This is a genomic window from Nakamurella sp. GG22 (genome assembly GCF_052976845.2).
The window spans coordinates 1-22,637 of record NZ_JBRIIO020000053.1 but is presented as its reverse complement, the minus strand read 5'-3'; the positions used below and the strand labels follow the sequence as shown (position 1 = coordinate 22,637).

Below are 22,637 nucleotides of genomic sequence, written 5' to 3'. Positions count from 1 at the left end.
TCCGACTCAGCCCACGGTTGCCGAGTACCACGGACAAGCACGAATCGATGCCCACTCGTGGTGCGCCGCTCCGGTGCCCACTCCCGGCGGCGGCCGGCGCCGGGATGCGCGCCCCGGGCGAAGCCCACGATGCGGACCGGTGAGGTCGACGGCGCCAAACCCAGCATGAACCGCTCCACGGTCAGCAGCACCGCCCACCCGGCCGCGGACACCGCGACATCGGTCGCGGGGAACGGCAGACCGGTCAGCACCGACGCTGCGGCACCGGCGGTCAGCAACACGCTGCTGGGGCGGAACAACCGCAGCACCGGGCGGCGCGGGGTCAACAGCAGCGGGGGACTGGCTCCCGCGATCAGCACCGTCAGCAGTTGCGTCGGGGACTCGCACAGCATCACCACCACGGCCAGCACCAACAACGCCGCGGCCAGCTGCCCCGCGACCACCGCGGACCCGGCCGGCGACACGCACAACACCGCGGTCAGCAGCACAGCCGCGGCCGCCCACACCGCGAACCGGCGGGCAGGCAGCCGGGGACGGGTCACACTCGACCACCACGACCGGGCCGCCCGAGCGAACAACGCCGACCGCGGCCGCCGCACCGGCACCAGCTCCGGGTAACCGGCCAACATCCCGCCCATGTCCGCGTGGAACCGCACCCCCGGAAGATGACGGCGCAGCAGCTGCATCTGCTCCGCCGGCAGTCCCCGCCGGCCGGTGCCGGTCCACACATCGACCACCCGGGCGGCCTGAGACCGCCACCCCTTCGAGCCCTCCACGGCCTGCCCCTCCAGGGCCACCACCGCCACCAACCGGCGGGCCGACCAGTACTGCAACCTCAGATCCCGCAGATCCCGCAACGAATAGATCCCGCACGTGCAGCCGTCCGCCGGCGCCGCGTGCCCGAGGCCGCACCTGGCGATGCACGTCCCGTCCGCCCAATCCGCACTGGTGAACGACAATGGCAACAGGTAGCCGTTGGCTGACACCCGGAACGTCCGCAACCCGAACACCCCGACGACCGGCTCAGGTGCACTCTGCAGCGACGTCACGTGCAGCCTCCGTCCCCGATCCGACCGCGCGTGCGCCCGGCGTACCGCACTGACGGTGCCAAAGTGCGCGCCGACCGGCAAGGAGCATCACCTGTCGCCGGTCAGGCAGCGGTGATCAGTGCGACCGTCAGCACCTCGCCCGGGGGGAACGTCGAACGGCCGGCCGCGCCGGTGAACTCCACGGACACCACACCACCACCCGCACCCTCCAACCGCACCGACGACACCACCAGCAGGCGCCCATCCCGGAGCACGCGCTGACCAATCCGAAGACTGCCCGCCGGCAGCTGCTGCGAATCCATGGGGGTTGGTGTACCGGGTCGCACCGACAGTCAGTCGGTGGATCACGGATGACTTAATGCGCGTCAGCAGAGGATGCAATCCCACCTCGGGAACGACATCCGCGGTACCGCATTCGAGCTGCTCCGCGGCTACACGCTGCGGCAGCGTGGGCAGCGGCCTGAGACTATCGGCAACGACGCGGAAGTTGTTACGGCGGCTCTGACAGCAGTCGTTGCTGAACCAGACGTCGATGTCTTACCGTGACCATCGCCGCGACAAAGCAACGGAACCTGTTCGACCCCCCACCTACCCGTTTTGTCGTCGAGAGGAGCTGGCCGAACTCATACACAAGTGACGTTACCTCGAGCAGCTTCACCGCCTACAGGCGCGCCATCCCGCATCACAGCACAAATGCTGTGGCGCCGTTGCTCAAGGTCCGTGCTGGCAGTCCCCAGCTCATCTGGGAGAGTTGCACCTTGCCGGACGGCTGGGGGAGAGGTGCCGCGATGTCAACGCTTTCATGGCAGGATATGCGCTCTTTAGCAACTACATTTGTAGCTCGCTGGCGCGACGAGAGTCGTGAACGGGCGGAGAAGGACTCATTCTGGAACGAGTGGTTTGCGATCTTCGGCGTGGATCGCCGTCGGGTCGCGGTGTTTGAGCATTTGAGCGGCAGGCACTCCACAGGCGGGCGTGGGTTCATGGATGTGTTCTGGCCGGGTTACATTGCGGCTGAACACAAGAGCCGAGGCGAGGACCTCGCCGCGGCGATGGAGCAAGCGCTCGATTATCTGCCGACCATCCCGCCCGAACATTTACCCCGCCTGGTCGTGGTCTCCGACTTTGCCCGCTTCCGAGTGCGCAATCAGCTCAACGGGGACGAGGTCGAGTTCGAGATAGCGGAGTTGCCGGCCCGGCTCCGGATCTTTGCGCCCATGTTCGACGCCGAGATGCAGCAGTACGACACCGAGGAAGAAGTCAACCTCCGGGCGACGGAACTGCTGGCTGACTTGCACGACGCACTCCGCGCATCCGGGTATGAGGGTCATGCGTTGCGGGTCCTGCTGGTCCGACTCGTTTTCGTGCTGTTCGCCGAGGACACACAGGTGTTTGAGCCCGGCGCCTTTTACGACTACGTGCTGCTCAAGACCAGCGTTGGAGGGCACGATCTAGGGCCGGCCCTGATCCACCTATTCCAGGTCTTGGACACTCCGGCGGAGCGGCGCAGCCGCACACTCGACGACGACCTGGCCCGTTTCGAGTACATCAACGGTGCGTTGTTCGCCGAAACCATCCCGATCCCCGATTGCACACGGGCGATGCGGGAGGCTCTTCTCAGTGCAGCCCGATTCGATTGGTCAAAAATTAGCCCGGCCATTTTCGGTTCACTATTCCAAGGAGTCATGGAGCCGGCCGAACGCCGCGCGATCGGCGCGCACTACACGACTGAGCAGAACATTCTGCGGACCATCGAGCCGCTGTTCCTCATCGACCTGCGGTCTGAATTAAAGTCCGCCGCGACACTGCCTGCTCTGCGCCGCTTCCGGGACAAGCTCGCCACCTTGACCTGGCTTGACCCCGCGGCTGGCTGCGGCAATTTCCTCATCATTTCGTACCGCGAGATTCGACGACTTGAGTTGGAGTGCCTACGCCGTATCCGCGAGCGCGAGGCCGCTTTCGAGGGCCAACTCGCTGTCGACATCCAACTCGAATCGAAGGTCCGGGTCGGGCAGTTTTTCGGGATCGAACTCGAAGAGTTCCCCGCCCGAATCGCTGAGACCGCCATGTACCTGGTCGACCACCTAGCTAACCTGGAACTGAGCGCGGCGTTCGGCCATTACTACGCTCGGTTCCCAATCCAAGACAGTGCGCACATCACAATCGACAACGCACTGCACCTCGATTGGAACGAGGTCCTGCCGGCTGGGCGAGCGACGTACGTACTTGGCAACCCACCCTTTGTGGGCAAGCAGCATCGCAGCGACGCCCAAAAGGCTGACATGACCGCAGTTTTCGGTGCAGGATCTGGCACCGGTGTCCTAGACTATGTGGCTGCCTGGTACCGGAAGGCGGCGGATTACGTGCACGGCCACCCTGCCAAGGTTGCGTTTGTGGCAACGAACAGCATCGTGCAGGGCGAGCAGGTGCCCGCGCTTTGGCCATACCTAATCTCGCGCGGGATGGTGATTGACTTCGCGCACCGGACCTTCGCCTGGACCAGCGAGGCGCGCGGCAAGGCACACGTCCATGTCGTCATCATTGGGTTCAGCGACGGGGGCACCGGTAGACGGCGAACGCTGTACGACCACACCGGTCTTGCCGAGAACAACACGGTTGAGCACGTCGTACCGAACATCAATCCGTACTTAGTCAACGCGCCGACCGTTGTTGCCGCGCGGCGACGAACTCCGATGATGACCGGAGTGCCCAAATGCAGATTTGGCAGTATGCCGAACGACGATCAAGAGCTCATCGTCGATGCGGATGAAAGCGACCGCATCCGCGCCTCCGACCCGACCGCTGCGGTCTACTTGCGGGAGCTAATAGGCGCAGATGAGATGCTCAACGGGGTGCACCGTTACTGCTTGTGGTTGGTCGATGCTAACCCGGCGGACATACGGTCGAGCGCGATTCTCCGGGCTAGGGTGGCGGCTGTACGGAACTACCGGTCGGAGAGCTCCCGGGCTGCGACTCAAGCGCTTGCCGCCACTCCGGCGTTGTTTGGGGAGATCCGCCAGCCGCAATCTTCGTACCTGTGTCTGCCCAGGCATACCTCATTCCGGCGCCAATACATTCCAATGGCATACTTCGCCGCCGAAGACATCGCGCATGACTCCACGTTGACCATCGAGGCGGCGCCGCTATCGCTGTTCGGTGTCCTTAACAGCGAGATGTTCATGACCTGGGTCCGCACGGTAGCCGGCCGGCTCAAGAGCGACTTTCGACTATCGACCGAGCTGGTTTACAACACTTTCCCTTGGCCAGCCGCGACACCCGAGAAGGCACAGGAAGTAGCCAACTTGGCGCAGGCCGTTCTTGACGCCCGCATGGGACACACCGGTGCGACGTTAGCGGACCTATATGACCCGACCTCCATGCCACCGGATCTCGCACGGGCACACGTCGCGCTCAGCCGAGCGGTAGGACGTCTTTACGGGCGAAAGCGAATGACAACGGAACTCGAACGTCAAGCGATACTGTTCGACCGGTATGCCGAGTTGCTTCGCGATCACTTGGCGGCCCATCCCACAGAACCCACCAAGTCCGGTCGTAAGCGCCGTTGAATCGGGGGCTCGAGGCGGAGGGTCCTAGCCCGCCGACGCCAAGGCCGAATCCACCCGTGACGGCGCGCCACCGGTCGACCTGATCGACGGACTGGCGCTCTGCGACCTTCTCAAACGCTACGAGCTCGGCGTGCGGACCACGGTCCGGCAGGTCGACGACATCGCCGTCGAACCCGCTTCTTCGCCCAGCTGTAGCGCGATGAAGGTCGTCTACAAGATCACCTATCCGAACGGGAAGATCTACATCGGCCAAGACCGCACGGACAGCATCGACTACTTCGGCTCTGCGAACAGCCTGCTCATCGCCGCCGACTTCAGCCGCGAGCAGCGGCAGAGCTTCACGGTGACACGCGAGATCCTGTGGGAGTCGGAGACGGCCACGACCAAGAAGATCACCGCCGTAGAGATTGCGCTGATCCGCCAGCATTGCTCCAATTAGACCAAATAGGAGCATCCGTATACGACTGCATATCGAGCCGGCGCGGCTTACGGCCGCAGGCGGAGTGGTCACCTTAAAGGCGTCCGTCTGAGCAGGGGTGATGGTGCGGGGGTGGGGCCCCGGCCCGTCAAGGGACGCGGCGCCGGGCCCGCCGATCCGCCTGGGCCGACCCCACCCCAGAGGGGAACCCGAGGTCGACACCACCCGGACCAGCGCTCCAGCACCGCTCAAGCCCTTGACAGGCCACCCGCACACCCGCCCTGCCCCCACGCCTCAGCCGAACGCGCAGAGGCGGAAACGCGGGCGAGTCACCATGACCACCAAACGAGGCCAGTTCACCCCCGGCTTCTACCGGCAACACATCCTGGCCGGCGTCATCATCGCCGGCGAGCAGCCCATCCACATCGACACCCACGGCGGCGGCGCGGGCGCCGAGGGCAGCTACATCACCGTCACCTTCGGCAGCCAGCTCATGATCACCCTGTACGACACGGCCGCCGCGACCACCTACGCCCAGGCCTGGCTCAACGAGGCGGACCAGTGGGTCTTCGACGGCCTCCCGCCCGAGATCTCGGTCGCAAACGGGGGACAAGGCAGCATGGGTCCGGCGATCAGCGTCTGAGCACACCTCGAAGACCGCGCTCGAGCCCGGTACGACTCGACCTCGCGCGCCGCGATCATTCGGGTCGGGTCACTGACCTGGAACGTTCTGGACCGGGTCGCGGCCGACTCGATGCGCGAGGCGTCGCGGCACATCACTGAACTCACCCCGGTCATCCTGGGCCGGCAGGCACCCGCCCGCACCCGCAATAGTCGACCGAACCGCCGCTGATCGAACCCACGCAGCGCCGCTGGCCCCAGCACCCAGGGGTCGGCGGGGCTTTGCGGGTTCTGCTCGGTCGCACCTGTCCACACCGGAAAGATCTCCACATTGTGGTGAACGCGCTCGACCCGCGACTGGGCACGGCGAGACCCTGGACATCCCGAATCCCGGCTCACACTAAAGGACAGGAATCAGTCATGTACACCATCACCACCAACCCCGGCGATCGCGTCGACACCGCCGACACGATCCCAGATGCCTTGGCAGCTTTGGCTGCTCAGCTAACCGCTCAACTACCTCACGGACCGGTCGCCTGGTGCATCACCGATCCCTCAGGGACCAAGCACCGCGGCCGCGACGCCCTCAACAGTCGACTCGACTTACTTGCCAACGTCGTCGACGAACTCGTCGACGAGCTGTACACCGCACTACACCGAGCTGCTGACGGAGGGCCACACGCCTCCCGGCCACCGGTTTCGATGGACGACCCCGCAAGATCCGTGATCCGGTTACCTGGACGGGCCTCGGGTCGCCCGGGGCAGCCGTTGTAGCTGCAGCTGGCGATCGCGTACGCGCCCGTGGACGTAAGTGTTTTGACCACCTTGCCCGCGACGGTAATGGTGCGCGCGATGTCTCCGTCGCTCCCACTCTGAGCGCTGACCGCCAGAAACCGCGTGTCCGACGCGAAGATCTTGAGGTCCTGCCGGTCACAGTATCCAGAGAGCCGAGCCGCCGTCAGCACTGTCCTCAAACGCGAAACCGAACTGCCGCAAACTCAAGTCCAACAACTTAGCGAGTTCGTTCACCAGAGTCGGTAGTAGGTCAGACGAACGATCAGTGGCACGGGCATCCGAGCGCGGCGCCCGGTGCAAGATTGCTTCCAGCGGCGGCCATGTCTCTCCTACGTACGCCTGCCAGAGCGCATTACGGACCATCGTCGCAGGGAAGACCGCGTCCGCCGGTCGTCCGCCGGCAAAGTAGGCCAGGCTGTTGACCCAAAACACCTGGGCGAACATGCAAACTTGGTTACGGAGGGTCCGCAGGTCTCTATCAGTCAGATAATTCGAATGCGCCGCGTCGAGACTCCGGTCCAAGACTTCCAGGCCTTCGATGACGTTGCGCGCACGAACAGCGGAGGTGGTGCCGCAGTTTCGTGCACCCGCGACGGCACGGTATTCATCGAGAACCAGCACCGCACACTGACGGAAGAAATTGGATGCAACGCCGCGAGCGGCCGGCAGCTCGCCATACGCATAGGTGCCGCGTTGCCGGATCAGCACATGTTGCGCCTCATGGATCAGCGTGTCCTTGACGTACCGCGCTCCGGTCGAATTGAAGGACAACAGACGGCCAGGCGATGGATTCGGTGCCAACAGGTTGCCCGCATCGAGAATGACCGCGATCCGATCCTCCAGCACAAGAGTTCGACCAGCGACCCGTCCCTGTTCACCGCGATCGGTGACATAGACGTCGTCACGGCACTCTAGCCGGTTCACTGTTCGCGCCAGGTCCATCGACATGATGAGCTCGACTTGTAGCGCCGGGTACTCGCCGGGGTCAACCAGGTCACCGAGGGTGGTATGAAGCCGGCGGATTTCGTGTCGTGTTCGTAGGCCCGCCGGTCCTTCCAACCACGACCGGAACAGGTCAGACCAGCAGTCGTAGCTCAACTTGATGCCGTCTGCTGGCGGAGACGCCTTCCGAGGTCGCGGCTTCTTCTCGTTGTGGGTGGGCGGCGTCGAATTGCGTCTCTTGTTCCGGTTAGCGGACACCCGTTACTTTCCCTGCTGTGGTCATGGCGTCGTGCCGGCGTTGGTGATGCTTGGGGCGGGATCGTCGAGGTAACGGTAAATCGTGGGTCGGGTGACGCCGAACTCTGCAGCGATCTGGGCGACGGTCCAGCGACTCTTACCGTCGTCACCGACCTGGTCGTACATCTCCCGCGCCAGCTCCGCCTGGCGCGGGCGGAGCTTGGGTTTGGGGCCGCCGACTCGGCCGCGGGCGCGGGCGGCTGCCAGACCGTCCATCGTCCTTTCCGACATCAGCGCGTGCTCGAACTCGGCGATCGACCCGAGGATCTGGAAGAACATCCGGCCCACAGCGGTGGAGGTGTCGATGCCCTGGTCGAGAACGACCAGGTCGACGCTGCGGCGTTGCAGCTCGTTCGACAGCTCAATGAGGTGTTCCAGGGATCGGCCCAGGCGGTCGAGCTTGGTGACAACGAGCTGGTCACCGGCGCGGTTGGCTGAGTGCAGCGCCTTGTCCAGTTCGGGCCGGCGGGCTAGCTTCCCGCTCGCCTTGTCGAGGAACACCTTGTCGCAGCCCGCCGCGACAAGGGCGTCGTGTTGGGCTTCGGGGTGTTGGTCGCGGGTCGAGACCCGTCCGTAGCCGATCTTCACCCCTGAAATGTATCGCAATCGGGTGAGTGCGTGACGTAGTTGTCTACACGGGTTACGTTACAACCGTGACGTGCAGCGATGCAGCCGGCCAAGGTTGTATCGCAAACGATCGTGTCTCAAATTGCCCCGTTCTGAGGCGACTTGCGGACAGGGGATTTGTTACATGTGAATTATCACGGATGCGTACCTCGGAGGAACGGGAAAACATGACAAGCGGGCTGGGGCTCAGCGACATGATCAGTAGGTGACGACCCCGCCTTCGTACCCTCCTGCGGCGAGCCTGCCGTCCCCGTCTGGCGACGCCATCTACGCGGCGGTGGCCAGCAGACGCACGCAGTTCGACGGTTTGGTGTGACAGGTTCTGGTGCTGTCCCTTACAGCGCAGGCATTCCTCTTCACTATTGCATTGGCTGCTGATACCGCGCAGATCCCTCGAACGGTCGCCTGCGTGCCGTCCACCATCACCAGCTTCCTGACGGTGCAGATCCTTACGGGCCATCGGCAGGCAGAAGTAGCTGATGCCCACCTGCTTTCCAGCATGAAACGAGCGGCCGGGGGATTCACCGTTCATGGCGACGACTGGTGCCGACTTCGGAATGCGACCTCACCCGAAGCAGGGCTCTGGACTCCCCTTGCTCGACTTCCTGGGTTCAAACGTCTCCCTGGGCTTGGCGCTGTTCGGACCGGCAGCGGTCCTTCTCGTTCTCACCCGGACCGCTTCCTATGCTGACCAGCAGCTCCTTGAGGTCACATCGCACCTCTGGAAAGATTTGAGTTACCAAGGGTCCCGCATGGGATCCTTCAGCGGCAGATACCCTGTCGCGTGCTCGCGCGCTCGAGAGTGCATGGTTGTCGTGTTTGGACCCGTCAAGGATGTGACGGACCTTCCGTGGGAATGCGGCATTAACCTCTCATGTACTACGTCATCGGCTGGGAATACGATCACTAGCGCCTCGACAGAGTGGTTGTTCGTGGGGCGGGGCTGATAGCGGTCGGGGACGTTGCCCGTGCCAGACTCTCGCGAAACTGGTTTACGGCCCGTAGTCAGGTTGAGCGACAGTCGACTCGTGCTAGGCGACCAGGCATGCCGCAGCGAACTAGTAACTGCCGAGGGGGGCGTCGTGGCATTGGTGCTGGGGGTTCATGGAATTCTCCAGGAGCAGAGAGGCCGACATCAGCTACTGCATGAGTGGCAAGTGGGTTTGGCGGACGGGGTGGACGCCGCTGCAGGTTCGTCTGCGGCCAGTCCGTCATTGGACATGTATTTCTACGGTCGCCAGTTTCTCCCGACATCCGCGCAGGGGGTGCGACAGGCTCCGTATAAGGGTCGTCACATAGCAGACGTACTGACCACACCCGTAGACGATGACGACCGAGCATTCCTGGAGGACGCCGCGGTAGAGGTAGAGGCAGCACCGGCGTTCGTCGACCGGCGTCCCGCCATGGGCGCGCCACGCGTTCCGTCCGCTTTGCAGGCGCTGGCGCAGCGCCTGTCGCGACGACTCGATGGCGGCTTGGTTTTGGAGTTTCTCAGTGTGCTGCGTCAGGTGAAGACCTACCTGAGCGACGATGCGATGGCTGAGAAGATCCGGGCGGGCTTCTTGGCGCACCTCAACGATGCGCGGCCAAGGGTGGTGATCGCGCACTCATTGGGGAGTGTCGTGGCGGTCGACGCTCTGCGGTTTAGTTCTGATTCAACTGTGCCGATGCTGATCACGGTGGGTTCACCGTTGGGGATGCGGGCAGTTCAGTCGCGTCTTCGCGGGCCGGCCGGTGCCGCGGACGCGGCGGTCGCGCCCGCCAATGTCTCCCGCTGGCTAAACGTCTACGACCCCGGCGACCCGATCGCCGCCGCGGGTGGGTTGTCGCGGATTTGGCCGATGGTCGAGGACTACACCGTCGGCAACGGGAAGAACCCGCATGGCATCCTCGGCTACCTGGGAAAGCAAGTGGTTGGACGGGCGGTCCTGAACGGGGTGGCCGATTGAACGGCGGCAGGCATTTGCTGATGATTGCTACCGCGCACTACAGCGATCCTGACGTGTGGCCCGACCTAGGGGTAGATGCCGAGACACAAGTGTGGAGGGATTGGCTGACCGACTCTCGGCTCGGTGAGCGCTCATTCACCGTGGTGTACGACGACTTGGCCCGATCTCCGAGTGGGACTCGAGTCGACGCGGTGCTCAGAGAGCGCGAAGGGTTCGACAAGTCCCGTGACGTGCTTGTCTGCTACATCACCGGTCATGGGGAGCAGCACAACCGGGAGCATTGTCTGATCCTCAGAACTTCCGTGCCGGGTGAGAAGTCGACGATGTTGCCGACCCACCGGGTGCTGGAGTGGGCCATGGATCGGGTCGAGACCGCGCTCGTCGTTGTCGACACTTGTTACGCCGGCGATATCGCCACCTTCATTTCATCCGCCGACAGGGATTTGCCGGCCGGATGGGTGGTCATCGCGGCGGCGTCGGCGCACGAGCAGGCTCGTCTTGGAGTGTTGACCGAGGCGGTGCGTACGTTCGCCGACACCGGCGCGGATCAAGATGCTCAGCCGTACCTTGACTATTGGAATCTCATGCGGACGCTGGCCGGCGCGCTTGAGGGACAGAAGTGGCACCCGTTCGGGACGCCCCCGGGGCCGTCGAGTTCCCGCTTGCTCACCCTGCCGAATAGGCACTACCGGCCGGAGGTGGACGAGCGGGTGCCGGTGGCGTCAGCGCGGCAGGACGTCGCGATGTACGTCTCAGATCTGGTGGCGCACTGGGATCCGCGGAGCCGCGGAGTGGGCGACGCTTCCACACCGGGGATGCTGTTCACCGGGCGAGACCGGCTCATGCGAACCCTGATCTCCGTTGCTCAGGGTGAACCCGGTTCGTTGGTCGTCACCGGGGTCGCCGGGTGCGGGAAGTCGGCCGTGCTGAGCCGGCTGGTGACCTTCAGCGACCCAGGCTTCCGGGCACGGTATGCCGAGGCGGCAGCTTCAGCCGACGCCGCCGGTGAGCCGCTGCCACGGGTCGGCGACGTCGACGTGGCCGTACTCGCGAAAGGTTCCGTAGCGCAGAGTGTCCTCGACGCGATTCGGGACCGACTAGGAATCCCATCGGTTGATGGGGAGTCCGTCGGCGACACGATCGCACGCATCCACCGGACCCAGGACGGACACCGCCGAATCACGCTGGTCGTCGATGCGTTGGACGAGGCCGAAGACCCACGTGGCATCGTGACCTCAGTCCTCTCGCCACTGGTAAAACCCCCTGGTGCGGCCTGGCTGAGGCTGCTGATCGGCGTCCGCGGAAGCGCGCCAAAATCCTCCGGTCCCCACCCGGTCGAAGATGAGCTAGCCGCAGCGACAGTCCGGGCGCTATCCGCTACGGCGGTCGACGCCGCCGAGCCGCCGTACTGGACCGAAGCGGATCTCGCAGCGTACGTGTTCCGGTTGCTGCGCAGGCCCCCCGACGGCGAGGAGCCGACTCCTTACGGCACGGCTGACGACGACCAGCTCCACGAGCTTGCCGGCGCGGTGGCTAATATCGCCGGTACCTCCTACGTGCTGGCCCGACTGGTCAGCGATCAACTGCGTCGCCAGTCCCACCCGCAGGACCCCGCCGACCCTGCCTGGCAGGCGCGGAGCCGCGCAAGCCTGGCGCAGATCCTCGCAGCGGAGCTGGAACAGGATTATCCCGACCCCGACCGCCGCCGGGTGGCCCAGTGCCTGCTGACCGGGGCGGCCTTGGGCCGCGGCCGCGGTGCGCCACGCCGCGAGATCTGGCCCGCCCTGGCCCAGGCCCTCGACACGAGCGGCCGGCGCTACACGGACACCGACATCGCCGCCCTCCTCGACGAGCGCATCGGCGGTTACCTCATCCGCGACATTGCGGAAAACGCCACCGTGTACCGCCCCTTCCACGACGCGCTTGCCAGAGCTCTGACGAGCTCCCTGGATCAGGATTCACGTCGACGTGTCACTGCCGGTCTGCTCGAGCTGTTCACGATTATTCAAAGTCACGGCCTGGTTGTTCCGCCCGAGGAATACCTGCGCCGCCACGCGGTCGAGCACGCCGCCGACAGCGGTGACCTTGACCGGGTCATCCGCCACCCCGACGTGCTCACCTGGACCAACCCGGACCATCTCCTTCCACTGCTCAGCAAGCTGCAAGATCCCGAAGCTCAAGTGATCGGACGCCTCTACCGCACCGTCGCCCATACTCTGGGTCAACAAGATCTGCCGCCAGACACATTCGCTCTACAACTGCGTGTTACACAGGCCGGCCTTAGCAACTTTGCAGCCGGGCTCGCCGGGACAGCGATCAATCCGACTGGGCGACTACGTTGGGCGACACCCCGTCAAGACAGCGATCATCGACGCGTTGACACACCAGATCGAAACGAATGTGTGTGTATCGGCGCGACGCCAGACGGCACAGCAATCATCGTTTCGGGTGGCGTGGATGGCATGGTGGGGGTGTGGCGGCTGGCGGACGGCACTCCGGTAGTCGAGCCGTTTCGCGGCCACTGGGGGAGGGTGACGTCAGTGGCGGTCGCTGTACTGCCGGACGGTACTTCAGGCATCGTCTCCAGCAGCTTCGATTCGACAGTGAGGGTGTGGCGGCTGGCGGACGGCACCGCGGTGGGGGAGCCGTTGCGCACCGGGCACGTCGGGGTGGTGTCGGCCGTGGCTGTGCTGCCCGACGGTACTTCAGTCATCGTCCGCAGCGAGTTTCGAGCGGTGCAGGTGTTTCGGCTGGCGGAGGGCACCGCGGTAGGGGAGCCGTTGCGCACAAAGGACGGCGGGTCGGTGTCGGCGGTGGCGGTCGCTCCGCTGCCGGACGGCAGTTCGGTCATCGTCTGCGGCACCGACCAGGGAGCGGTGCAGGTGTGGCGGCTGGTCGACGGTACCCCGGTGGGGGAGCCGCTGGACGCCCACATTGGGAAAGTGTCGTCGGTGACGGTGGGCGTGCTTGCTGATGGCACTTCGGTGATCGTCTCCGGCGGCGAGGACTCGACCGTAAGGGTCTTGCGGCTGGGGGATGGCACCCCGGTGGGGGAGCCTTTGCGAGGCCACGACGGGAAGGTGCTCTCGGTGGCAGTGGGCGCCCTGCCGAATAGCACTTCGGTGATCGCCTCCGCCGGCCGGGACGGGACGGTGCGGGTGTGGCGGCTGGCGGATGGCTCACCGATGGGGAAGCCGTTGCGCGGCCACGACTGGAGGGTGTCGTCAGTGGCAGTCGGCACGATGCCCGACGGAACGCCGGTCATCGTATCTGGCGGGTGGGACAGAACGGTGCGAGTGTGGCCGCTGATGGACGGCCACCAGGTGGGAGAGCCAATACGCGGCCACGAAAGCACAGTGACCTCGGTGGCGATCGGCAAGTTACCAGACGGCACCCCTGTCGCAGTCTCCGGCAGCGAAGACCGAACGGTACGTGTGTGGGGGCTGGCCGACGGCGCCGCGGTTGGGAAGCCGTTAAGTGATCATAAGAGCTCAGTGACGTCCGTAGCAGTTCGCGCAATGTCCGACGGTACGTCAGTCATCGTCTCGGGCTGTGGGGATGGGACGGTGCGGGTGTGGCGGCTGATGGACGGTGCCCCACCACTTGAGCTGTCAAGCCGCAGCCAACATGGCTGGGTGATGTCAGTGGCCGTCGGCGAGTTACCCGACGCCACCCCACTTATCGTCTCCGGGCGAGATGACTCGTCCGTGCGAGTTTGGCAGCCCTTAGATGGCCGCCGGTTTGGGTTGACATGGAGCGGCCATTCCGACACGGTGACGTCGGTAGCGGTCGGTGTCCTGCCGGGCGGCACGCCGGTTGTCGTCTCAGGCAGCGACGACAGGACCGTGCGGGTTTGGCGCCTGGCCGACGGTGCTCCAATGGGGGAACCGTTACGCGGCCACGACAGCTGGGTGACGTCCGTCGCGATTGGCATGCTGCCAGATGGCACCCATGTCATCGTCTCAGGCAGCGACGACAGGACCGTGCGGCTTTGGCGGCTAGACGACGGTGCTCCAATGGAGGAGCCGTTACGTGGCCACCGTGACACGGTGACGTCCGTCGCGCTCGGCGAGTTGCGTGACGGCAGCCCAGTCATCGTCTCCGGCAGCGACGACAAGACAGTGCGGGTGTGGCGCGTTGCTGACGGCACTAACGTCGGTAGCCCGCTGAAACTGCAATCGTCGGTCACGGCTATCGATATGAATGCATTAAGCTGACTCGACGACACGCACTGTCGCAGGAACCCATTACCACCGATAATAGTCCTTATGTCAATTAAAGCCGCTTAAGCGACATTATCCCGCTTATGCTAACGTATCCCCCATGGCAAGCCCGGGTCGACGGCAGGTGCGTGTCAGCGCCGATCACCAGAGCCTGGCAGCGGAGGTCCTGGAGATCTCCAACCGGTTTGCGGCCGTTGAACGTCACCTCAGCGAATTGCGGGATCTGCAGGCCCGGGCGATTGCGCTGGCCGCAAGCCGCGGCGTCCCGCAGCGCGTGCTGGCCGAGATCGTCGGCGTCACCCCGCCGCGGATCAGCCAGATCGTGCAGGGTCAACCGGTCGACATCGATCGCGAGCAGCTGCACGAGCGGTGGCTGGCCTGGCAGGATCGTGCGGCCGATCAAGTTCGCGCGTTGTCCGGGGGTACCGCTGATGACCTCGCCCGCGTAGCGGGTTTTCAGGCCTACGTCCACGAACGCCAGCGGGTGGAACCCAGCAGCGACGCGTAGTGAACTCGCCGCCAGGAACGGGTGCTCGGTGTTGAGACCGCGATCAGCGGGGTGCTGATACCGGCGGACCGGGTTCGGCTTGATCTCGACCGGCCGGCGTCGGTCGAGGGGCTCGCGAGACACGTGCGCGCCACCGACCTGGCGTAACGACCGAGGCCTTGACCGCAGGGGTAGCAGCGGTCCGGTCGCAGCGGAAGGCGATCCGCACCTCCGGCACCGCACTGCGGAGCTGGCCGTTTTCCCGGTCCGGCGATGCCGGGTAGCCCGCCCCGGTCCCACCTGACCGCCCCCTCCTTGCCGCTGCAGACCGTTTTTGAGTCCGAGGAATTCCGTTACGTTGCGTAACGTATCGTATTCCGTATGCGCTGATACGATAGCCACATGACTGGAGCCGTCGCTTTCACGCGTACCTGCCGATACCCGGGCTGCGATCGGCCCGCAGCACCCGCGGAGGACGGCGTCGGGCGGCCGCCGGAGTACTGCGACGACCCGGCCCATACCCGGGGGGCGGCGTGGCGGGCCCGCCGGGATGCCAGGGCGGCCACCGGCGCGGCGGTACAGGACGACCTGGACCGGCCGGTCAGCATGGCCCGTACCCGGGCCGCGGAATACGCCGAGCAGGTCACCGGTCAGGTGCAGACGCTGACTGCGACCCTGGCCCTGGTGCTGCAGGAGCTGCGCACACTGGGTGATCCGGACGCCGCCGCGGTACAGATCGAGGCGGTGACCGCCGAGGCGGAACAGCGGGTCGCCGAAGCCGCGGCCCGGGCGGCCCGGGCCGATCAGGACCGCCGGACGGCGGAGCAGCAACGCACAGAGGCCGACGCGGCAGCCGAGGAGGCCACCGCGCTGGTCGACACCCTGACCGCGGATCTGGCCGCGGCCGGGCACGCCCGTGCCGAGGTGCAGGTCGAGCTGGACCGGGCCCGGCAGAATCACGCCGCCGAGACCGAGCAGCTCACCGCGCTGGTCACCCAGGTCCGCGCGGAGACCGACGAGCTGCGGGCCCGCGCTGAGGCCCAAGCGGCGCAGGCGCAGACCATGACCGCCACCCTGACCGCGGAACTGGCCGCCGCCCGGCAACGGTTCGAGGACGAACGCGCCCACGCCGAGACCCGGCTCGCCGATCAGCGCACCGCCTACGAGGCACGCCTGGCCGACCTACGCGGGCAACCACCAACACCGGAACGCACCTCAAGCCCTCGACGGCGCAACACCGGCGGGGACCCGAACTAGACCGCGCGGCTCCGGCAGTTGATCACCACCTCAACGAACTGCGGGATCTGCAGGCCCGAGCGATCGCGCTGGCCGCAAGCCGCGGGGGTCCCGCAATGCGCATTGGCCGAGATAGTTGGCGTCAGTCGGCTCGACGTACGCCGTGAACGCTGACGATCGGGCGCGATCGCTCCCCGGCCTGAATAGGTTCGCGGTATTAGTTGCGGTTCAGGCCGTGTGTTCGGGTGAGGAGGGCGTCCTTGAAGTGGGACTCGGCCGCGTCTATCTCTTCGGCCGGCGTTGCCGGGCCGAAGACCTGCAGGAGGCTGAATCTGTAGTTACGTGCGTGGCGAGGATTGAGCCCGGCGAGCTGCTTGAGCGCCATATTGCCGCCGTGTCCGTCGCGGGCGTAGGCGGCCCAGCGTCCGAAGATGCGTTCGCCGCCGTCAGCTTTGCCGACGTACAGCTGCCCGTTGGTGTCATCGGCGATGAGGTAGATGCCCTGGACGGCGCTGAGCGCCGTCCGCCATGCCGCGTAGCGTCGGTCCTCGACAACGGCCAAGAGCGTCTCGAAGCTGATCAGCAGTCGGTCGAAGCCCGGGAACGGAACCTCGACCGGGTCGGCGATCTCGACGATAGGGAAGCCGGCCGCGACCCGACCAAGCTTGGCCCAGTTCACCGCGTCCTTGGACCACTCCACCACCAGCCGATCCTTCAGTGCAATCAGCAGCTGGCTCGGGCGCAGGTCGAAGAACCGGTCGACGGCGGTCCGCTCACCCATTACCTCGCCCAGGTTCTCGTACGCGGTGAGGAACCGAGCACGATGCCCGCCGTCGGCCATGAACACCAGCCAGTTGCCTGGCGGCTGCGAGCCGATCTTGTTCCCCAAGCCTTGCTGCCGCGTGTAGCGCAGCACCTTGTCCGGCGTCGCATCCGATGCCGAAGCCAGGCCACCGGGGTTGTAGGTGTGCCGAAGCGCCAGCACGGACTCCGGCTCAACTCCGGCAGCGCCGAAGACGTGTCCAAGCGTCAGACGGCCGGACGCATCACTGATCACCCGAGCGAATCTAGGCCACAGCCATCGCGGATGCGCCGCACCGGGCAACGCGGCCAGCCGTTCCATGTGGACGGCCTGTGCCCCGTCGCGATCACTGCCACCGGATGTCGGCGTAGCACAGGCCACTCACCTTCCGTGGTTCATCTTCCAACGAGCAAATTCGTCGGCGTCGCGACCAGTGATTGGTTGGCCGTGCTCGTCGATCGAAAATCCGTCGACGGTGTACACGTGCAGGAGCGCCATGAGTCCCACGATGAAGACGACTGCGACGAGGTTCCACCAGGACCATGCGCCCAGCACCAGCAGGAGGATCGTTGCAAACGCGACGGCGGTCTCGACCGCGATCATCCGCCGCCGGAATCGCCGACTGGAACGGGCGAGTTGATGCCCACCGCAATTAGCCATCGTCGGCAGCATGGCATCTTTCACCGACAGGACCCGTCATGGCTCACACCGGGCCACTTCATGTACCGCTGGCAGTCGTGCCGTTGGGGCAGTGACCGGTTGCCGTCACCCCCTGGGCGGGTGGGCGAATTCAGTGCTCGTCCAATGTTTGCGGGTAGGTGTTGCCTGCTTGTTTCAGGTCGTCCGCGGTCACGTCGGTCCGTGGGCGCACGAAGCGAAGCGGGTGTCGCCAGCCGTGTCCTTGCCGTGCGGCGTCGGCGGTGACCTCGATGACCAGTGTGGGTTCGACCTTGGTCAGGGTGACGCGGTCCCGGAGAGGGCTGAACCTGTTGGCCAGCATCCGATCCGGCCACGGGTGCTCCGGCGGAGAGGGGGTGAGCCGCTCGGCGAGGATGCGTGCGTGGCGGTCGGTGAGCTGCCCGGTTCGGCCGACGATGGTCAGCTGACCGTCGATGTAGAGGCCGGCGACGACGGCGGTCGGGTGCCCGATGGGCCCGATGACGGCACCGGCAATGACGTCAATCGTGTTGCGCTGCTTCACTTTCACCCAGGCTCGTTCACCGGGGATGTAGCGGCCGTTGGCGGCCTTGGCGACGATGCCCTCGACACCGGCGGGCCGGTACAGCTGCATCCAGTGCCGGGCCTGTTCGACGTCGTCGGTGACCGGGGTCAGCTGCAGCGGTGGCGCCCATCCGGTGGCCAGTTCCTCGAGCGCGGCGCGCCGCTCGGTCCAGGGCCGGTCGCGTAGGTCCTGTCCGTGCACCGCGAGCAGGTCGAACGCCATGAACGCGGCGGGGTGTCGGCGGGCGTGCTCACCAACCCGGTTCCCGGTGACCATGCGGCGCTGCAACTGGTCGAAGTCCAGGCGGTCACCTGACCAGATGCACACCTCACCGTCGATGACGGTGCCCTGCGGCAGCAGCTCATGTCCGGCGCGCACCAGCTCGGGGAAGGCTTTGCTGAGCTGTCGGCGTTGCCGGGACCACAACTGGGTGCTGCCGGCGTCGGCGACCAGGACTCCGCGGTAGCCGTCCCACTTGACCTGGTACCGGGTCCCGCCGGCCATGGCGAACGGACCGGACAGTTGCTCGGCGGCCTTGGCCAACGTCACCGCAACGGGACCGGCCAAATCCTTCGGCAGTGTCGGCTCCCCCACCGCGGTCACTCATCCCGACCAAGAATCCTCGACCGACTACGCCCATCTGATCGAGACTCTCGACCTTCCCGCGAAGGTCCGGTTACTCACCGGTGGTGACGTCTTCACCCTCGCTCCTGAACCGTCGATCGGTCTGCGCACCGTCGCCCTGTCCGACGGTCCCACCGGGGTCCGCGGCCTGAAGTTCAGCGGCGGCCGCACCGTCTCGCTGTTCCCCAACGCCACCCTGCTCGCCTCCGCGTGGAGCGAGGACACGGCCTACGAGGTCGGCACCCTGCTCGCCGAAGAGGCCATGGCGCAGGGCGTTCACGTGGTCCTCGGGCCGACGATCAACCTGCACCGCTCACTGCTCGGCGGCCGACTCTTCGAGGCCTACTCCGAGGACCCCTTGCTCACCGGCAAACTCGCCGCCGCCTACGTCCGCGGCCTGCAAAGCAGCGGTGTCGGTGCGTGCCTGAAACACCTGATCGCCAACGAGTCCGAAACCGCACGCAACAATATGAACAGCGTCGTCGACGAGACCACTCTGCGTGAGCTGTACTTGCTGCCGTTCGAAATCGCCGTCGAAGAATCCGGGCCATGGTCGATCATGGCTGCCTACAACGACGTCAACGGTGTCGCGGCCACCGAGCAGCACCACGTGCAGAACCAGATCGTCAAGGACGAGTGGGGGTTCGACGGGGTCATCATGTCGGACTGGTTCGCCACCAAAACAACCCAAGCCGCCAGCGGCGGTCTTGATCTGGTCATGCCCGGCCCCGCGGGGCCCTGGGGAGGCGCCCTCGTGCAGGCCGTGCGGGCCGGGGAGGTCGACGAGGACACGATCAACGACCACCTGCGGCGGATCCTGCGATTGGCTGATCGCGTCGGCGCTCTTGGCGCCGAACGTGAGCACCGGGCAGACCTTCCGGCACCCGACAGCAAAGTCCGGAAGGAACAGCTGACCCGGCTCGCCGCCGAAGGGATCACCGTACTGACCAACAAGGACTCCGCACTCCCGCTCGCGCAGGGAATCCGGGTCGCGTTGATCGGCCGGCACGCCCTGGAGACCATCGACATGGGCGGCGGATCCGCGCAAGTCAACCCGCCCTACCAGGTCAGCACCGCGGAGGGCCTGACCGCGCTGCTCGGGGACGCGGTCACCGTCACCGACGGGGTGGAGGTCCGTACCCGCCAGGCGGCCGCGCGGACAACCTTCGTCACCGACCCGGAGACCGGGCAGAACGGCACCCATGCCTGGATTTACGCCGCCGACGGATCCCTGCTGGACCACAGACACCTGTCGGAGGCGTTGGTGCACCTGGGATTCGACGACAACTACCCGGCACCCATCGACCGTGTCGTCCTACGCGCAAAGCTGGCCGCCACCGGTGACGTCGAACTCGGCGTGATCGGGAAGGGCAGCTGGACCGTCCGCAACGGCGAGCAACGCACCGAATTCGAGGTGACTTCGGCCGCAACAGGTTTCGGGGACGACATGCTCGCCCCCCCGACTTGCTCGGAGGTGGTAACGGTCAACCCGACGGGCGTCGTGGAGATCGAGTTGCGGGTGACCGGCCGCGGCACCGGACTGGACAGCACCGTCACCGTCGGCCTGATCGCCCGGGTCGCGGCCCGCGACCAGGACCAGGCCATCACCGAAGCGGCGGCTGCCGCCGCCGACGCCGACGTCGCAGTGGTTGTCGTCGGACTCACCGAGGAACAGGAAACCGAAGCCGTCGACAAGAGCACTCTCAACCTCACCGGACGGCAGGACGACCTGGTCCGGGCGGTGGCCGCGTCCGCCCGCCGGACCGTCGTCGTGGTGAACTCCGCGACCCCGGTGATCATGCCGTGGATCGACGATGTGGACGCCGTGCTGTGGGCCGGGCTGCCAGGCCAGGAGGGCGGCCACGCCATCGCCGCCGCATTGCTCGGCCACATCGAACCCGCCGGCCGACTGGTCACCACCTTCCCCACCGCAGACGGCAATGCGCCCGCCTGGAACGTCACCCCCGTCGACGGGAACCTCGAGTACTCCGAGGGCACCGCGATCGGCTATCGCGGGCACTATGCCGGTGCAGCACCCGCACCCGCCTTCTGGCTGGGTCACGGCCTCGGCTATTCGACTTGGGAATACGTGGCGGCGCACCTCGTCCAAAATGATGCACCTCATGCTGTTTCGGTGACGATCCGGAATACCGGCAACCGCACCAGCCGTGAGGTAGTCCAGGTTTACTACCGCCCCCGCGAGGTCGACCAACCGATTCGGCTGGTGGGCTGGCAGGCCACGACCGTCGAACCAGCCGCGACCTCGACTGTCACCGTCGTCCCTGACACCAGGATGTGGCGCGCCTGGAACACCACCACCAACACCTGGGATCACCTCACCGGTGGCGGCGAACTCCTCGTCGCCCGAGGCCTGGGAGACATCAGGGCCACCATCAACATCCCGTAGCCCTGGCATCCACATCGAAGCCGCGCGATGGCCGGGCATGCATCGACCCAACCGGCCGGGGTGGACCACAGGACGCAGTCCGGTGGTCCACCCTCACCACGCAGGTGTAGCTGTAGCTAGCGGCACATCCCCGGACCGTCGCCGGACGCCGATGGATCTTTCAGTTGCGCCGTTCCTCTTCTCCTTGCGCCGCACTGTTGATGACCAGCCACCAAAGCAGCGCTGCAATCGGGCGGCCGATCAGCGTCCAGCTGATCCATACCGGGAACCATTGGACACCCAGGTGCGGCGTGATGACGAGGCTGAACGCACCGACGATGCCGACGATGAACCCCAGGAGTAGCCAAGTGATTTCCGGTCCGGCGGACCCTCGTTCCGGGTCAGCGAGAAGTTGATCCCATCGGCTGGCCGATGTACCGCCGGTCACTGGGTCACCGTTCACCGATGTGGTCTCAGGCTGGGGGTAACGACTTCAGTCAGGCTCACCATGGCCAGGCGACCGGCCTTGCAAGGCGCTCGCCCCATTTGCCAGGGCAGCCGCCACGTCCTACGGCGCAGATGGCTCAAGTCACATCCAGACATGACGCGACCGCGGGGAATACCCGCCATGGGTTGCCTGTTACCCCGTAGATACCCCCTGGGGGTATGCTTGAGCAGACCGTCGATCGAATAAGAGGACGCCGCAATGTCACGCACCGCACCGACGACCGCTTCAGAGACCAGGGCGCGGGCAGGTGGGCGTTTGGGCCTGGCCCTGCTTGTCATCGCGACCGCGCAGCTGATGATGGTGTTGGACGACACCGTTGCCAACGTGGCGCTGCCGAGCATCCAGGCGCAGTTCGACATGTCGGAGTCGGCGCTGCCGTGGGTGATCAACGCCTACGTGCTGGCTTTCGGCGGGCTGCTGCTGTTCGGCGGGCGGGTCGGCGACCTCTACGGTCGGCTCCGGGTGCTGCGCCTGGGCCTGATCATCTTCACCGCGGCGTCGCTGGCCGGCGGGCTCGCGCCCACCAGCGAGCTGCTGATCGCCGCCCGCGGTGTCCAGGGCATCGGCGCGGCGCTGGTCGCGCCGAACGCGCTGGCCCTGATCGCCACCACGTTCCCGGTGGGCACGCCGCGGAACAAGGCGATGGCCGTCTACGGCGCGATGTCCGCCCTGGGTATCACCGGCGGCGTCCTGCTCGGTGGGCTGCTGACCGGTGCGTTGAGCTGGCGATGGGTGCTGTTGATCAACATCCCGATCGGAATCGCCGTCCTGGCCGGTACCCGGATCCTGGTCGCCGGCGAGCGGCACACCGGCCGCCTGGACACGCTCGGCGCGGTCACCGGCACCGCCGGTTTCACCGCCCTGGTCTTCGGCTTCACCCGCGCC

General features: G+C 65.9%; 15 protein-coding genes and 2 pseudogenes. 9 read left to right on the top strand and 8 right to left on the bottom strand.

All coding sequences use genetic code 11. The annotated features are described in order from the left end of the window. Both ACVBEQ_RS27235 and ACVBEQ_RS27230 read right to left on the bottom strand, forming a co-directional pair. Positions 1–1,049, bottom strand: a pseudogene (locus ACVBEQ_RS27235) (hypothetical protein); the annotation flags it as partial. 101 nt (positions 1,050–1,150) lie between these two features. Beyond that, positions 1,151–1,351: a hypothetical protein gene (locus ACVBEQ_RS27230; protein ID WP_447156546.1), complete on the bottom strand. Its 201-nt coding sequence runs from the start codon at positions 1,349–1,351 to the stop codon at positions 1,151–1,153. Positions 1,352–1,591: 240 nt separating this feature from the next. Between ACVBEQ_RS27230 and ACVBEQ_RS27225 the strand changes: the two genes are divergently transcribed. The 3 genes and pseudogenes from ACVBEQ_RS27225 to ACVBEQ_RS27215 all read left to right on the top strand — a co-directional run bounded on the left by ACVBEQ_RS27225 (position 1,592) and on the right by ACVBEQ_RS27215 (position 5,676). Continuing rightward, positions 1,592–4,615, top strand: coding sequence for a DNA methyltransferase (locus tag ACVBEQ_RS27225; RefSeq protein WP_447156545.1), 3,024 nt, complete (start codon positions 1,592–1,594; stop codon positions 4,613–4,615). Between the two features lie 34 nt (positions 4,616–4,649). Then, positions 4,650–4,784 (top strand): annotated as a pseudogene (locus ACVBEQ_RS27220) (restriction endonuclease); the annotation flags it as partial. Positions 4,785–5,367: 583 nt separating this feature from the next. After that, complete coding sequence (locus ACVBEQ_RS27215; protein WP_447156544.1) at positions 5,368–5,676, top strand: hypothetical protein; 309 nt, start codon at positions 5,368–5,370, stop codon at positions 5,674–5,676. Positions 5,677–6,584: 908 nt separating this feature from the next. Here the strand turns inward: ACVBEQ_RS27215 and ACVBEQ_RS27210 are convergent. Further along, positions 6,585–7,397, bottom strand: coding sequence for a hypothetical protein (locus tag ACVBEQ_RS27210; protein WP_447156543.1), 813 nt, complete (start codon positions 7,395–7,397; stop codon positions 6,585–6,587). Between the two features lie 273 nt (positions 7,398–7,670). Then, a complete protein-coding gene (locus tag ACVBEQ_RS27205; protein WP_447156542.1) occupies positions 7,671–8,276 on the bottom strand; it encodes a recombinase family protein in 606 nt (201 codons plus the stop codon). A 1,121-nt stretch (positions 8,277–9,397) separates the two neighbouring features. On the opposite strand from ACVBEQ_RS27205, the gene ACVBEQ_RS27200 reads away from it, so the two are divergent. From ACVBEQ_RS27200 to ACVBEQ_RS27185, 4 genes are all read left to right on the top strand, one after another. Further along, entirely contained in the window at positions 9,398–10,264 is an 867-nt protein-coding gene (locus ACVBEQ_RS27200) for a hypothetical protein (protein ID WP_447156541.1), read from the top strand. Further along, the gene (locus ACVBEQ_RS27195) at positions 10,261–14,481 is read left to right on the top strand and encodes an NACHT and WD repeat domain-containing protein (protein ID WP_447156540.1); all 4,221 of its coding nucleotides are present in this window, start codon (positions 10,261–10,263) and stop codon (positions 14,479–14,481) included. Before ACVBEQ_RS27200 ends, ACVBEQ_RS27195 begins: the two co-directional genes overlap by 4 nt. A 106-nt stretch (positions 14,482–14,587) precedes the next feature. After that, positions 14,588–14,995 carry a hypothetical protein gene (locus tag ACVBEQ_RS27190; protein WP_447156539.1) on the top strand — a complete coding sequence of 136 codons (408 nt, stop codon included), beginning with the start codon at positions 14,588–14,590 and terminating at the stop codon, positions 14,993–14,995. Positions 14,996–15,376: 381 nt separating this feature from the next. Continuing rightward, entirely contained in the window at positions 15,377–16,231 is an 855-nt protein-coding gene (locus ACVBEQ_RS27185; protein WP_447156538.1) for a hypothetical protein, read from the top strand. Positions 16,232–16,427: 196 nt separating this feature from the next. Here ACVBEQ_RS27185 and ACVBEQ_RS27180 read toward each other — a convergent pair whose 3' ends face one another. From ACVBEQ_RS27180 to ACVBEQ_RS27170, 3 genes are all read right to left on the bottom strand, one after another. Next, a complete protein-coding gene (locus tag ACVBEQ_RS27180) occupies positions 16,428–17,267 on the bottom strand; it encodes a GIY-YIG nuclease family protein (RefSeq protein ID WP_447156537.1) in 840 nt (279 codons plus the stop codon). 126 nt (positions 17,268–17,393) lie between these two features. Next, positions 17,394–17,684: a hypothetical protein gene (locus ACVBEQ_RS27175; RefSeq protein ID WP_447156536.1), complete on the bottom strand. Its 291-nt coding sequence runs from the start codon at positions 17,682–17,684 to the stop codon at positions 17,394–17,396. Positions 17,685–17,802: 118 nt separating this feature from the next. After that, positions 17,803–18,783: an ATP-dependent DNA ligase gene (locus tag ACVBEQ_RS27170; protein ID WP_447156535.1), complete on the bottom strand. Its 981-nt coding sequence runs from the start codon at positions 18,781–18,783 to the stop codon at positions 17,803–17,805. Between ACVBEQ_RS27170 and ACVBEQ_RS27165 the strand changes: the two genes are divergently transcribed. Next, positions 18,737–21,265, top strand: a complete 2,529-nt coding sequence (locus ACVBEQ_RS27165; protein ID WP_447156534.1) for a glycoside hydrolase family 3 protein — start codon at positions 18,737–18,739, stop codon at positions 21,263–21,265. The genes ACVBEQ_RS27170 and ACVBEQ_RS27165 overlap by 47 nt on opposite strands. Positions 21,266–21,425: 160 nt before the next feature. On the opposite strand, the gene ACVBEQ_RS27160 is transcribed toward ACVBEQ_RS27165, so the two are convergent. Further along, positions 21,426–21,692 carry a hypothetical protein gene (locus ACVBEQ_RS27160; protein ID WP_447156533.1) on the bottom strand — a complete coding sequence of 89 codons (267 nt, stop codon included), beginning with the start codon at positions 21,690–21,692 and terminating at the stop codon, positions 21,426–21,428. A 258-nt stretch (positions 21,693–21,950) separates the two neighbouring features. On the opposite strand from ACVBEQ_RS27160, the gene ACVBEQ_RS27155 reads away from it, so the two are divergent. Continuing rightward, positions 21,951–22,637, top strand: a 687-nt coding sequence (locus ACVBEQ_RS27155) for an MFS transporter (protein WP_447156532.1), incomplete at its 3' end; no start/stop codon positions are given.

What these genes read in the sequence shown, in the direction of transcription:
- ACVBEQ_RS27210 (WP_447156543.1), bottom strand. Translation starts at nt 7,397, where the DNA reads ATGTCGATGGACCTGGCGCGAACAGTGAACCGGCTAGAGTGCCGTGAC.
- ACVBEQ_RS27190 (WP_447156539.1), top strand. Translation starts at nt 14,588, where the DNA reads ATGGCAAGCCCGGGTCGACGGCAGGTGCGTGTCAGCGCCGATCACCAG.
- ACVBEQ_RS27175 (WP_447156536.1), bottom strand. Translation starts at nt 17,684, where the DNA reads ATGCTGCCGACGATGGCTAATTGCGGTGGGCATCAACTCGCCCGTTCC.
- ACVBEQ_RS27185 (WP_447156538.1), top strand. Translation starts at nt 15,377, where the DNA reads ATGACTGGAGCCGTCGCTTTCACGCGTACCTGCCGATACCCGGGCTGC.
- ACVBEQ_RS27215 (WP_447156544.1), top strand. Translation starts at nt 5,368, where the DNA reads ATGACCACCAAACGAGGCCAGTTCACCCCCGGCTTCTACCGGCAACAC.
- ACVBEQ_RS27230 (WP_447156546.1), bottom strand. Translation starts at nt 1,351, where the DNA reads ATGGATTCGCAGCAGCTGCCGGCGGGCAGTCTTCGGATTGGTCAGCGC.
- ACVBEQ_RS27165 (WP_447156534.1), top strand. Translation starts at nt 18,737, where the DNA reads ATGGCGAACGGACCGGACAGTTGCTCGGCGGCCTTGGCCAACGTCACC.